Consider the following 12,774-nt stretch of genomic DNA (forward strand, 5'->3'; position numbering starts at 1 on the left):
GGCTTGCAATGGGCCAGGCTGCAAGGTCTGTTAAGGAGCTGAAAATGATCCGACTGACCCTGGCCCAGGCTTACGAACTGGCCGAATCGATCTTGTTGCATAACGGTTTCAATGGCGCCCATGCCCGAGCGGTGAGCGCTACGGTGCTGGCCGGGGAGCGCGATGGATGCGCTTCCCACGGTTTGTACCGGGTACTCGGCTGTGTCAATTCGCTGCGTGCGGGCAAGGTGTCGGCCGATGCCGAACCGCAGGTGATCGATCAGGCGCCTTCGATTGTGCGGGTGGATGCGGCGGGCGGTTTTTCCCAGTTGGCGTTCCAGGCCGGGTTGCCTTTGCTGGAGGAAAAAACCCGGGTTAACGGCATTGCGGCGCTGGCGATCAATCATTGTGTGCATTTTTCGGCACTGTGGGTTGAGATCGAGCAACTGACTGCCGCCGGGCTGGTGGCCTTGGCCTGCAACCCGAGCCATGCCTGGGTTGCACCTGCGGGCGGCAACCAGCCGGTGTTCGGCACCAACCCCATTGCTTTTGGCTGGCCACGGGCGGGGCGTGATCCCTTTGTATTCGATTTTGCTACCAGTGCCATTGCTCGTGGTGATATCGAGCTGCACTGTCGGGCGGGCAAGGCGATTCCTGAGGGCTGGGGAGTTGATGCTCAAGGACTGCCGAGCACAGACGCCAGTGTAGTGCTGGATACGGGGGCAATGCTGACATTTGGCGGGCACAAGGGCTCGGCGCTGGCGGCGATGGTTGAGTTGATTGCCGGGCCATTGATTGGTGATTTGACCAGTGCCGAGTCACTGGCTTATGACGCGGGCAGCAAGTCGTCGCCGTACCATGGCGAGTTGATTATTGCCTTTGATCCGCAGCGTTTTCTGGGGGCAGCGACCGAGCAGCATCTGGCCCGTGCCGAGCTGTTGTTTGCCGGTATCGAAGGGCAGGGCGCGCGGTTGCCGTCGCAACGCCGGTACGAGGCGCGGGCGCGCAGTAAGGTGGAGGGGGTGCAGATACCGCAGGGGTTGTATGACGATTTGCTGGGGTTGCTGAGCTAGCACATGGATGAAAGTTGTGGGGACTGGCTTGTCAGCGATGCTTGCACCCCGGTGTTTCAGGGGGGGGGGCGAGTCGATGCCATCGCGGGCAAGCCCGCTCCCACAGGAGCTGGCTTGCCAGCGATTCTGGCAGGGTTACCGAGTCGATGCCATCGCGGGCAGGTCGAACCGCCGCTCCCACAATGCACTTCAGGTTACGTCGGCTGCAATTGCCAACCCAACACGTTCAACAGATCGCAGCCGTCACGTAGCAACAGTGCAGCAGCTTTAGATATATGTTTGAGATCAACAGAGTCAGTCTCCTCCAGCTCGTGGGCGGAAAAAGTTTCCATCAGTTGAGTTACTGCCAGTACACGGGCGACGGCGTTGGCGTGGAGTACATCAGCAGGAGTATTGCGATCGATAAGCAAGGCAGGGATGGTGCAGTCAATTGCTGTAAGCGGAATAAATTGGTTCATATGGGGCAACCTCTAGAACAGGGATTTAAGCCCTCCGCTCTTGTCGCCAAACAAAAACAGGTGGCTGCTGCACGCGGGTTGGCGAACCGGCAAATCCCGAAATCCGGCAGATCCAAAGATCTCCCACGCACAGCTGCCATAAAGCATTGCGAGCAAAATACACGCTTAGCCATAGATAGCAATTACGCATTATTTCGAGACTGTACAGGTCGCCAAACCCGGTCGCCCAAAGGCGAGGGCTGACTATAGGTGTCGTGCAGTTGCCTCGGCAATTGGAAAACCTGTGCGAAAAATCCTGAAAAAACGTGAGCCTGGCAAGATCCTCTAAATTTCATGAGTACTACAAAAGCTATGGAAGCTGGCTTGCCAGCAATGCAGGCACCACTGTATGTCAGGGTTACCGAGTCGATGCCATCGCGGGCAAGCCCGCTCCCACAGTACTGCCCGCAGCAATCAATCAATCAAAGACCGACATCGGGCAGATGCGGGCGGTTGGCCAGGGCCTTGGCCATGATCCGTTCGACAAATTCGCGGTCTTCCCGTGGCAGGGCCAGGCGCGGCGGACGGGTCAGGGCGCTGCCGCGACCGGCAATGGCTTCACACAGCTTGATGCACTGCACCAGGTCGGCGCGGGCGTCCAGATGCAGGATCGGCATCAGCCATTCATAAATCGGCATGGCCTCGGCAAAGCGTCCGGCCCTGGCCAGGCGGAAGATGGTTTCACCTTCCCCGGGGAATACGTTGGACATCCCCGAGACCCAGCCTTCGGCACCCACGGCGATACTCTCCAGCACCACATCATCGAGCCCGGCAAACAGCACAAAGCGGTCGCCGACTTCATTGCGGATATCGATAAAACGGCGGGTGTCGCCCGAGGAATCCTTGAAGCACACCACGTTGTCGCAATCGGCCAGGGAAATCAGGATTTGCGGGGTGACGTCGTTTTTGTAGATCGGCGGATTGTTGTAGACCATCAGTGGTACGTCGGCATTCTTGGCCACGTAACGATAGTGCTCGGCAGTTTCGAAGGGCTTGGAACCGTAGACAAGCGCGGGCATCAGCATCACGCCATCGACGCCGACCTTGCGCACGGCGTTGGCCACTTTGGCCGCCTGCACGCTGGTAAATTCGGCCACGCCGCAGATCACCGGCACACGACCGCGGGAGGCATCTACCGCGACTTCGGTGACGGCGATTTTTTCTTCGGCGGTCAGCGAGGTGTTTTCCCCTACAGAGCCGCAGACCACCAGGCCCGATACGCCGTCACGGATAACGTTGGAAATCACCTGGTGGGTTTTGTCCAGGTTGATGCTGAAGTCATCGTTGAATTGAGTGGTCACCGCAGGGAAGACGCCACTCCAGTTGATGCGCTTGCTCATTGTTTGTTGCCTCCGGTTGGATGATGGTATTTCGTATACGGTTGATTGCGAAAAATGAAAATGTACTGTCCCTGTGGGAGCGGGCTTGCTCGCGATGCAGACGACTCGGTTTTGCTGGCACACGCGGTGATGCGATCGCGAGCAAGCTCGCTCCCACAGGGGTAAGGGTGTGTATGCAGATTTGTTACGCACCTGGCCAGGTATCCGAAAGGCGATAGCCCTGTGGCCACGGGTCGCTCGGGTCGAGCAGTAACTGGTGGGTGCCGGTAATCCACGCCCGCCCGGAGATGCACGGGTAGATCGCGGTGCGCCCGGCCACTTCGGTCATGGAGTCAATGCGGCAATGGAATTCGGAACCGATAATCGAGCGGCCGATAAAGCGATCGCCCACCTTGAGCACGCCCTTGGCCTGCAATACCGCCATGCGCGCCGAGCAACCGGTGCCGCAGGGCGAGCGGTCAATCTTGCCCGGGCGGATCACCACCGCGTTGGCGCCGCTGGCGATACCGTTCTCATAAGTCACAGGCGCAGCGATCTGGCAAAAGGAGATATGCGACCAGTCCGGGTTCAGTGGGTGAGTGAAGCCCAGTTGCTCGTTGGCAGCACGGGTGATTTTCAGGCCGATCTCAACGAGGTCCTTCGCTTCATCCGGGCTGATGGCAAAGCCCAGCTCTTTGGCATCGGCCAGCACAAAGCTGTCGCCGCCATAGGCGGTGTCGACCTTGAGTGAACCCAGGCCTTCAACTTCAATCCAGGCATCCAGGCGGTCGGCGAAGGAGGGTACATTCTTGATCTCGACCCGCTGCACCTTGCCGTCGCGGCAATCGGCCACGGCTTCGATCAGCCCGCCGGGGGCTTCGAGCACCAGCCGGGTTTGCGGTTCAGTCATCGGCAAAATGCCGCTGTCGAGCAGTACCGTGGATACGCAGATGGAGTTGGAACCCGACATCGGCGGTGTGTCAGCCGGTTCCATGATGATCCAGGCCATTTGCGCCCGCGGGTCCTTGGCTGGCACCAGCAGATTGACGTGACGGAACACCCCGCCGCGTGGCTCATTGAGCACGAAGTTGCGCAGGGTTTCGTCCCGGGCGATCCAGCGTGACTGCTCCCACACCGTTGCACCGGGCGGTGGCGCGACGCCGCCGACGATCACGTCACCGACTTCGCCCTCGGCGTGACAGCTGACCACATGAATGACTTTCGATGAACGCATGTTCTGCTCCTATTTGACCGATTTGAGGAAGGCCGCGGTTTCCGCGTGCACAGGGTTGCCGATGACTTGGTCGGGGGAGCCGATTTCGTGCACCAGGCCATTGCGAAAGAACGCCACGCGGTCGGATACATCTCGCGCAAAGCGGATTTCGTGGGTTACCAGGACCATGGTCATGCCGTCTTCGGCGAGCATGCGCATGGTGTCCAGCACCTCGCCCACCAACTGCGGGTCGAGGGCCGAGGTGGCTTCGTCAAACAACATGTAGTCCGGTGACATGGCCAGGGCGCGGGCAATCGCCATACGCTGTTGCTGGCCGCCGGAGAGCTTGCCGGGGAAAGCCTTGAGCTTGTCGCCCAGGCCCACATGGGTCAGTTGTTGCACCGCCAGGGCCTCGGCTTCGGCCTTGCTTTTGCCCAGCACCTTGCGTGGCGCGAGCATGACGTTTTCCAGCACGGTGAGGTGCGGGAAGGCGTTCCATTGCTGGAATACGATGCCGATTTTCTGGCGCAGGTGGTTGAGGTTGGTGGCGCGGTCGTGGACTTCGATGCCGTCGACGCGGATATGACCCTTCTGGATCGGTTCCAGGCCGTTGATGCACATCAGCAGGGTCGACTTGCCGGAGCCGGAGCCGCCGATAATCGACACCACTTCACCCTTGTTGACGGTCAGGCTCACGCCCTTGACCACTTCAAGGTCGCCGAAGGATTTATGCACGTTGTCGATCTCAATCATTTTCTTGCCACCTTTTTTCCAGGCGAGCGCCAAGGCGGGCAACCACCAGGCTCATGACGTAATAAATAAGGCCCGCGATGCACAGCACCAGCATCGGTTCCTGGATGCGGGTGACGATGATTTGCGAGGCACGCAGCAGTTCAACGATGCCGATCCACATCACCAGGGCGGTGTCTTTCATCACGCTGAGCACCAGGTTGAGCCAGCCCGGGAAGGCCACGCGCATGGCGATGGGCAGCACGATATAGCGCAGGTCCTGAAAGTAGCTCAGGCCCAGTGAGCGGCTGGCCCGGCGTGTGCTAAAAGGCACCGCGAGCACGCCGCTGCGCACGATTTCGGTGAAGTACGCTGCGGCGTAGACCCCGAGTACGATGCAGCCGACACTGAAGGCGCTGATATTCAGGCCGACAATGCTTTTGAGCGAGTTGAACAGTACAAACTGGATCAGCAACGGCACGCTGCGAAACACATCCAGTACCCAGGCCAGCGGCAGGCTGGCCCGTGGCAGCAGGGCACGCAGCAGGCCAAAGATCAGCCCTGCGACGGTGCCAAGCAGAATCGCCCAGATGGTCAGTTGCAGGGTGACCCAGGCACCGTCGAGCAAAAACACAAAGTCGTTCCAGGTAAAACTGGTGGAAAACATGGGTTCGTCCTCAGTAGCGGAACAGTCGCCAGGCCATCAGCCGGGCTACCGCAACGATCGCCTTGGCAATCAGGTAATACAGCACCGCGGCAATGGCGAAGTATTCGAAGGTGCGGAACGTCTTGACGTTGTAGTCCTGAGTCACGCCGGTAAGGTCATTGTTGAGGCCGACGATCACCCCCAGCGAGGTCATCAGCACGGCCCAGACCATCTGGTTGGTCAGCGGGTAGAAGACGATGCGCAGCAACTGCGGGACGACGATCATACGGTAGGTCTGGAATGCGCTCATGCCCAGCGAACGGGCGGCTCGCACCTGGGTTTCGGGCACAGCCTTGAGGCCGCCACGAAAGTTTTCCGCCAGGTAACCGGCGTTGTTGAAGGTGATCCCGGCCAGCAGGGCAATCCATGAACTGACATGCAGGCCCAGAGAGCCGAGGCCAAAGTACAGGACATAAATCTGGAACAGCGACGGCGTATTGCGGGCAATGGACACCCAGGCATTACCGACGCCGCGCAGCAGCGGGTTTTTGGTTTCGCGCATCACGGTCAGGGCCAGGGCGATAAGCACGCCGAAGATCATCGACAGGGCTGCTGTCTCGAAGGTCACCAGGGCCCCGGCGAGCATGTCCGGCAAGGCACGCAGGGCCGAGCGCCATTGGAAGGTGTAGTCAAACATGGGCTGGAGTCTCCAATGAGGCTGCGGTGTGCAGCCATAACGGCAAGCGACCGCTGGCCGTGGCGCTGCACGCCGCCTCCACGCACTCGGCGAGGCAAGCGAAATGCACCTTGCGCCCCACCAGGCCGGGGGCGTAATGGGCGTATTTACCCGAGTTGGTGATTAAATTTTTGGCGGTTGGCGGGATCACCGGCTCGCCCAGCATGCACCAGCAGGTATCGCTGACCAGGGTGGCGCCGAAGGCTTCGAGCACGGCGATATACCCGGCTGCGCGGGCCTGCTCCAGCACGGCACGGCCACAGGTGATCGCCATGACCACGTCCGGGTGACGCTGGCGACCCTGACACAGGCGCGCAAGATGGGCGAACTCGCTGAGGGAAAAGTGCGGGTTGCCCAGGGACACAACATCGACTTTGGAGTCACGGGCGCTGTTGAGCTCCTGCCAGCTGAGCAGCAAGTCTGGTAGCGCGATCTTGATCACCGGCAGCGGCCCATCGAGCACCTGTGCCGGGTCCAGTGCTTCGGGGGTGACCCCGGCGATATGAAACAGAGGCGCCGCACTGGTGGTGGCAAAGGCCGCCCCGAATGCCTTGAGGTTGTCGAGGTCCGGGTGATGCTGTTGCAGTCCCGACACCAGCGGGATACGGCTGCCGGCCAGGGCGCCGACGTGGTAGCCGAGCAGGGGGTAGAACGCGTCGTCGAGGTTGGCCAGAGGTGGCAGTTCGATATGCAGACGGGCCTTGCGCTGGCTTTGCAGGTGGCAGCCAATCAACGGTGCACGGCCGGTAAGGGCGATGCAAATATCCAGATAATCGGGGTATTTGAGCGTATGGGCGCCCAGCACGCTGTTGGCGTAAACCACGGCGTTGGACTCAGCCCAGACAATTTGTTCGCCCGCCTTGGGCGCGCTGTCGAGCAGGTAGGGCGCGCAGGTAAAGCTCAGTTGCGCACCCATGGCCATATAGGCATCGCCCAGAGCACTGGCAGGTATGCCGAGGGCCGGGTCGATACCCAGTTCGCGCCAGCGGCGCTGGTCTACGGAAATCGAATTGAGGGTGGTGGGTACCCGAACTTTGGCGCCCCATTCCACCAGTTGTTCAGCAAAACGCAGGCTGGCAGGGCCGGTATAGATGCAACCGTCGATATGCGCCTGGGTAATGTCGATCAGCTGCTCGGCGCCTTGCAGATGAGCCATGCGCAAAACGATCTGCATTGCGACTTGTGCGGCCTTGCCGTAGCTGCCGTCGAGGAGTGCCCGATCGTGTTCGGTCAGCTCGATTGCAGTGTTGGCGTCTTCAATCGCTACCTCGTTGCGCGGCGTCGTCGGGCTGTCGTTGATCGCCGTTTCGAACAGCTCCAGGGTGGTGCCATCGACCCTGGCACAGGCCTTGCCGTGCAAGGCGGCAAAGGCTTCCTTGCCGATGCACAGCACCGGCAGGGAATGTCCGAACAGGGTCTGTGCCACCAGCACGCCAAGGGTCAGGATCTCATCGGCTTCAGCCAGCACCAGAGCTGCGGGGGCGTGGCCATTGCTGATCAACTCCATCATCACGCTGCTGCCGGTGCAGGAGCCGCGCCCGCTGGGAATCGCCAGCACGCGGCCGGCCAGGCATTGACCGCTGAGCGGGTGGTGACGGTCAATCACCTCACCGCTGAACGGGTCGACGCCGCCCCAGAAACTCAGGCCGAGATCGGCGTACAGCAATGGGCCAAAGGCTGTGCCTGCAACCAGGCTGCGACCGTCAAGAGAACTTTTCCCGGACATGCTGGATACCTCAGTAGTAAACGTGAGGTACGGTCAGATCAGCCGGTGGAATCTCGGTACCGACCCATTTGACCCACAGCTCCTTGTAGCGTCCGGTGCGTACTTGCTGGTTGACGAACAGGTTGAGGTAGTTGAGCAGGCCGTACTCGTTGCGCTTGGCGCCCAGTGACACGTAATCGACCACATAGGGCGCGTTACCGGCGACCTTGAGGTTTTTGTACTTGCCTGATTTAAGGGTAGCTGCGGCCACGGTATTGGTAACGACGGTGGCTTCGATATGGCCTTGGGCGACGGCCAGCAGGGTGTCATTTTGCGACTGGTAGGCACGGAACGAGCCGCTGCCCCAGTTTTTCACGTCTTTTTCCAGGGCGATGGCTTCATAGGTGCCACTGGTGTTGCCCAGCGCCTTGCCCTTGAGGTCGGCGAAGCTGTTGATACCGGTATCGTCGCGGGTCAGCACGACCATCTGAAAGGCGAAGTAGGGAATGCTCAGGCCAACGGTCTTGGCCCGCTCCAGGGTGTCGGAAGTGGACGCCACGATCACGTCGGCGCGGCCGGACACCAATGCAGGGATACGGTCAGGGAAGGGCGTTTCGACGATTTCGGCATCGACTCCGAGCACTTTCGCCAGGTCGTTGCAGTAGTCCACATCGAAGCCTACCGGCTTGTTGGCTTCATCACGCGAACCCATCGGCGGGAAGTCCAGGGTTACGGCGCAGCGTAGCGTGCCCGAGCCGATAATATCGTCGAGCTTGTCGGCGTGGGCCGTGGCAATAAAGGAACTACTGAGAACAGCGCTGAGGGCTACGGCAAATACGGGGTTTTTCATAGAAGCCTCGAAGTCGTTGAAGTGCTGTTGAATGTCGCATTAAGAATTTCGTATACGATATTTGTTTAGCAAATCATGTGCCGATTTTTCCTACACGCGGGTAATCAGTCAGCGAGTGAGGTTTTTACTGGCTTGCGTGATGGCACTTTGCGGCAGGAGGGGGTGGCGGGTAGCAGGGGGGTGTTACAGAAGGGAGCATTGCCGTAGGAATTGCCCCACAAGGGAACACTTGATGGTTTTTATGCTGCCTGGCTGAGGTGCCGATGGTACAAAACCTGTGGGGGCGTGCTTGCTTGCGATGGCATCTGCGCGGTTTGGCTGTCAGGCCGCGTCGCCTGAATCGCGGGCAAGCCCGCTCCCACAATGATTCCTGCAAGGTTTGGATTTTGTGAGCGCTACAAAACCTGTGGGAGCTGGCTTGCCTGCGATAGCAGCAGCGCGGTTTGGCTGCCATACCGCGCTGCTTGAATCGCGGGCAAGCCCGCTCCCACAATGATTCCTGCAAGGTTTGGATTTTGTGAGCACTGCAAAACCTGTGGGAGCTGGCTTGCCTGCGATAGCATCCCCGCAATCAGCCAGATACACCGCGTTGTTTGCATCGCGAGCAGGCTCGCTCCCACAAAGTTGTTCAATGACTCTGCGGCAAATGCTCGAACAGGGTCTTGCACACCCCGGCAATATGTTCGTCGAGCAGCTTGACCGCCAGTTCCACATCACCGGCGCGGCAGGCGTCGAGGATTTCCCGGTGTTCGTGATCGGCGCGGTGCTTGCCGGCGGACAAACTCATCTGGATACGCAGGTAGCGTTCCAGCTTGTCATTGACCGAGCGGATCAGGCTGATCATGAACGGGCGTTGTGCCGGTTCGTAGAGGCAGGCGTGCAGTTCCCAGTTGAGTTCGGCCCAGCGGCCCACGTCATCTTCGCCGACAAACTCCTGGCAGATACGTTCGGCGCGGGCGAAGGTTTCTTCGGTCATATTGGGTATGGCCAGGCGCAGCAGCTTGTCTTCAATCAACATGCGTACTTCAAACATCTGTGCCAGTTCCACTTCGGAAATGCGCGTGACCATGGCCCCGCGATTGCGCTGGAACATCACCAGACCCTCGGCTTCGAGGCGCTTGAGAGCCTCGCGTACCGGGATTTTGCTGACATTGAACTGGCGGGCGATATCGTCCTGACGGATCGGCTCGTCCTCAGCGAAGTGCCCGGCGACGATGGCATCGCGCAGATGCAGGGTGATGATTTCCGACGTGGAAGGGGAATTTCCCAGGTCGGGAGCATTGAGTTTTGGGTGGGCCACGGCAGTCATCGTTCGCAGGGAAAAAAGATATGGTATACGAATTTGTAAGGGGGTTACTTGTACCGGTCAAGTGTGTCTACACAAATACAGGTAGCAGTTACCGAGGAACCATGGCTGCGAAGCAGTCATAAAACCATTCCGTACCGCTGTATCAGATGCAGCGTATTTACCGGACGTGTGACTGTTTTGTGATGACAGGCAAACTGAAAAAAAACGGATATGCCATGCAACCCTTGCTGACAGCAGGGCTGATGTTGGGGGGAGTGGGGGGCATGAGCGAGTGTGATTCTGTGGGGAGCGGGACGTTGCCCATGTCCCCACAGATCACCTTTGCATTTACATGATCAGGTTAGTAGTAACCCCCTGTTGTACCAGCAACTCGGCATCCAGTGCGGAATGACGGTACACGTCATAAGCCACGCCACCGACATTGACCTGCCCTTGTACGGCCCAGACTCCTGGATCTTCAGACCCTGACAAACCCTGCAGTTCAACCGCGTCTCCTTCATCACCTTTGATCATCATCTGGATTGCACCACTGTGGAAGTACAGTTCAGCGGTACCGTTGTTCAGTACGTCGTCCAGGGACAATTTGAGGGTGTTGTCGCCGGAGCCGGTGAGGTCGACGATTTCAATGGAGCTGATGTTGTTGCCCAGCGCTGCCATGTCCAGGATTTGATCCTGGCCAGTGAGCCTCAGGGTGTCAATGCCTTCATATCCATGAATCGAGCTACCAGGGCTGTTGACAAAAGCCTCCGGGTTTTCAAGCAGGAACAGATCTTTGCCCCATGAGCCAATGTAAGCCCCAGGAGTTTCCCCACTGATGGTCTGCTCGCCAGGGTCGGATTTCCAGGTCATCTGATCAAGGCCGCCAAACTCGAAGTTGTCCAGGTAACCCAGCTCGCCGGTAGAGGCAATGATTTTACCGATCTGCATACCCTCTGGCGCCGTGTAAGACACGGTATAACCGTCCTTGTTACCGTCAAACTCCAGCCTGGCAAGCAGATTGCCCGCGGTGTCGTAAAACTCATAAACGGCCGATTTTTCCAGATCGCTGGTGGTAAAGCTAACCCGGGAGCATGGAGTGAAGGCTGATATTTCCAGCTTGTCGATCATACCGTTAAAACTGCCAGCGAGTCCGAAGTGCAGGCGCAATCCATCCCCGTCATCTGGTGTGCCGATGCTCTCTTTAATGCGTGTCAGACCATTCAAAACCTTGATCTGCATGCTGTCCAATACCAGAATCCTTCCTTGCGCATAAGTCTTGCTATCGGTCACGCCGCTGAAGTTCTCGTGGATCACTTCACCCCTGGTGATGATTTGAGATGAATAGCCCTCAGCATTAATGACGGCAGCTGATATGAGGCCGACGTCAAGCGGCTGAAGTTCGTGGGGCACATTGATATGCGCCGTTCCAGCGGCAATATCAGCAGCGCTCAGAGGGTAATCAATACGTTGCCCGCCGATGGACAGGCTGATCGAGGCGCCCTCGACCAGACCGTCGCCATCAAACTTGACGGTGACAGTGTCAGTACCGACCTCAATCGCCTTGGGGGGATGGGGTGAGGTGCGATCGAGATTGACACTTTGCGAGCTCTCTTTGCCTTTACTCTGGGTGACCGAGTTGATTACCCGCGTCTTGATTTCCCAGCTCAGAGAGTGCTCGGTTTGATCGACGAAGCTCCAGCTGCCATCGCCATTAAGCACGGCATCATCCCATGAGTTACCACCATTGACAGAGATCTGGACTTTTTCATTTTCAGCCAGCGGTTTTGTCAAGGAGCCACGGATCAAGCGCCCTGCGCTGCCATCGCGGGTGATAAAGTCGTTGTGATCGGCACCACTGTCCTTGCTCATGCTGTCGATGCTAGCGATGGCCGCCGGCGCAGAATCTTCGACAGGGGGCTCGACCTCAGGCTGGGAGCCATCATCGCCAATATGCACGATGTAGGGTGCAGACACTTTGCTTTCATGACCCTCTGTGTCAATTGTGATGATTTGGATCGCGTTTTGACCTTTTGCCAGTGGCTGGTCAAATTCGTATGTCCAGCCACCGCGCACATCAATTGCAGCTTCACCGATGCGTTGGCCATTGACCATGATGATCGCGGTGCCGCCGGACAATGAAGTAAAGCCCTGAATGGTCGGGGTGTTGTCCTTGGCAAGTGCTCCATTGGCGATGTAATCGCCGTTGTCATCTAGGAGCAAGAAGTAGCCAGGATTGCTCGTGCCTGGTTGATCAGGTGTAGTGACCTCCGGGGCCTCGATGGTCAACGAATAAGGCTGCGAAAATTCGCCAGGCTGATTCGGGGCATCGGCGGGCTTGGTGTTGAAGTTGTACACACCGTCTGCCAGTGGTTTATCGGTGGTGAATACCCAGTTACCACGTTCATCGACGAGTGTTTCACCGATTTTTTTTCCATTGGCGTAGATCTCAAGGATTACGCCCGGTTGACCGGCACCCTTGAGGGTCGGGGTGTTGTCAGCAGACATGCCGTATTGTGGGTTGCCGTTATCGTCAAGTACCTCAGAGATCGTTGGTCGGATCGCTGGCGGTGTCACGAGCACATTCAAAGGGTCGGACATTTCACTCTTGATGCCTGTCGAGCTGACGGCAATCACCGAGAGTGTGTTCTGGCCTACTGGCAGTGGCTGGAAAGGGGTGAATTTCCAGTTGCCGTAATTATCCACGGGCGCCATGCCGATGGGCATGCCGTTGAGATAGAT

The 12,774-nt window shown here is 58.6% G+C and carries 11 protein-coding genes; 1 reads left to right on the top strand and 10 read right to left on the bottom strand.

Annotated elements, in window-relative coordinates; all coding sequences use genetic code 11:
• Positions 1–44: 44 nt before the first annotated feature.
• Positions 45–1,052 carry an Ldh family oxidoreductase gene (locus ACZRMH_RS21210; RefSeq protein WP_464015133.1) on the top strand — a complete coding sequence of 336 codons (1,008 nt, stop codon included), beginning with the start codon at positions 45–47 and terminating at the stop codon, positions 1,050–1,052.
• 194 nt (positions 1,053–1,246) lie between these two features.
• Here the strand turns inward: ACZRMH_RS21210 and ACZRMH_RS21215 are convergent, their stop codons facing one another.
• The 10 genes from ACZRMH_RS21215 to ACZRMH_RS21260 all read right to left on the bottom strand — a co-directional run.
• A complete protein-coding gene (locus tag ACZRMH_RS21215) occupies positions 1,247–1,510 on the bottom strand; it encodes a short-chain dehydrogenase (protein ID WP_464015134.1) in 264 nt (87 codons plus the stop codon).
• 461 nt (positions 1,511–1,971) lie between these two features.
• A complete protein-coding gene (locus ACZRMH_RS21220; RefSeq protein ID WP_464015135.1) occupies positions 1,972–2,889 on the bottom strand; it encodes a dihydrodipicolinate synthase family protein in 918 nt (305 codons plus the stop codon).
• 184 nt (positions 2,890–3,073) lie between these two features.
• Entirely contained in the window at positions 3,074–4,102 is a 1,029-nt protein-coding gene (locus tag ACZRMH_RS21225; RefSeq protein ID WP_464015136.1) for a trans-3-hydroxy-L-proline dehydratase, read from the bottom strand.
• Between the two features lie 9 nt (positions 4,103–4,111).
• Complete coding sequence (locus ACZRMH_RS21230; protein WP_019827257.1) at positions 4,112–4,834, bottom strand: amino acid ABC transporter ATP-binding protein; 723 nt, start codon at positions 4,832–4,834, stop codon at positions 4,112–4,114.
• A complete protein-coding gene (locus tag ACZRMH_RS21235) occupies positions 4,827–5,477 on the bottom strand; it encodes an amino acid ABC transporter permease (protein ID WP_464015137.1) in 651 nt (216 codons plus the stop codon). Before ACZRMH_RS21235 ends, ACZRMH_RS21230 begins: the two co-directional genes overlap by 8 nt.
• Positions 5,478–5,487: 10 nt before the next feature.
• Positions 5,488–6,153 (bottom strand): amino acid ABC transporter permease, encoded by a 666-nt coding sequence (locus ACZRMH_RS21240; protein WP_464015138.1) that lies wholly within the window; start codon positions 6,151–6,153, stop codon positions 5,488–5,490.
• Positions 6,146–7,918 carry a cis-3-hydroxy-L-proline dehydratase gene (gene lhpI, locus ACZRMH_RS21245; protein ID WP_464015139.1) on the bottom strand — a complete coding sequence of 591 codons (1,773 nt, stop codon included), beginning with the start codon at positions 7,916–7,918 and terminating at the stop codon, positions 6,146–6,148. The genes ACZRMH_RS21240 and lhpI overlap by 8 nt, the downstream gene beginning before the upstream one ends.
• Before the next feature lie 10 nt (positions 7,919–7,928).
• On the bottom strand, positions 7,929–8,747 hold the full coding sequence (locus ACZRMH_RS21250) for an ABC transporter substrate-binding protein (RefSeq protein ID WP_464015140.1): 819 nt from the start codon (positions 8,745–8,747) through the stop codon (positions 7,929–7,931).
• A 628-nt stretch (positions 8,748–9,375) separates the two neighbouring features.
• The gene (locus ACZRMH_RS21255) at positions 9,376–10,047 is read right to left on the bottom strand and encodes a GntR family transcriptional regulator (RefSeq protein ID WP_464015141.1); all 672 of its coding nucleotides are present in this window, start codon (positions 10,045–10,047) and stop codon (positions 9,376–9,378) included.
• A gap of 336 nt (positions 10,048–10,383) precedes the next feature.
• Positions 10,384–12,774 (bottom strand): Ig-like domain-containing protein (locus ACZRMH_RS21260; protein ID WP_464015142.1); only part of this gene is annotated, 2,391 nt, incomplete at its 5' end.

This window comes from Pseudomonas sp. B414 (assembly GCF_055408445.1).

Bases quoted from the DNA above. Each gene is read 5' to 3' on its own strand.
- ACZRMH_RS21210 (WP_464015133.1), top strand. From the start codon at position 45: ATGATCCGACTGACCCTGGCCCAGGCTTACGAACTGGCCGAATCGATC.
- ACZRMH_RS21230 (WP_019827257.1), bottom strand. From the start codon at position 4,834: ATGATTGAGATCGACAACGTGCATAAATCCTTCGGCGACCTTGAAGTG.
- ACZRMH_RS21235 (WP_464015137.1), bottom strand. From the start codon at position 5,477: ATGTTTTCCACCAGTTTTACCTGGAACGACTTTGTGTTTTTGCTCGAC.
- ACZRMH_RS21250 (WP_464015140.1), bottom strand. From the start codon at position 8,747: ATGAAAAACCCCGTATTTGCCGTAGCCCTCAGCGCTGTTCTCAGTAGT.
- ACZRMH_RS21225 (WP_464015136.1), bottom strand. From the start codon at position 4,102: ATGCGTTCATCGAAAGTCATTCATGTGGTCAGCTGTCACGCCGAGGGC.
- ACZRMH_RS21215 (WP_464015134.1), bottom strand. From the start codon at position 1,510: ATGAACCAATTTATTCCGCTTACAGCAATTGACTGCACCATCCCTGCC.
- ACZRMH_RS21220 (WP_464015135.1), bottom strand. From the start codon at position 2,889: ATGAGCAAGCGCATCAACTGGAGTGGCGTCTTCCCTGCGGTGACCACT.
- ACZRMH_RS21240 (WP_464015138.1), bottom strand. From the start codon at position 6,153: ATGTTTGACTACACCTTCCAATGGCGCTCGGCCCTGCGTGCCTTGCCG.
- lhpI (WP_464015139.1), bottom strand. From the start codon at position 7,918: ATGTCCGGGAAAAGTTCTCTTGACGGTCGCAGCCTGGTTGCAGGCACA.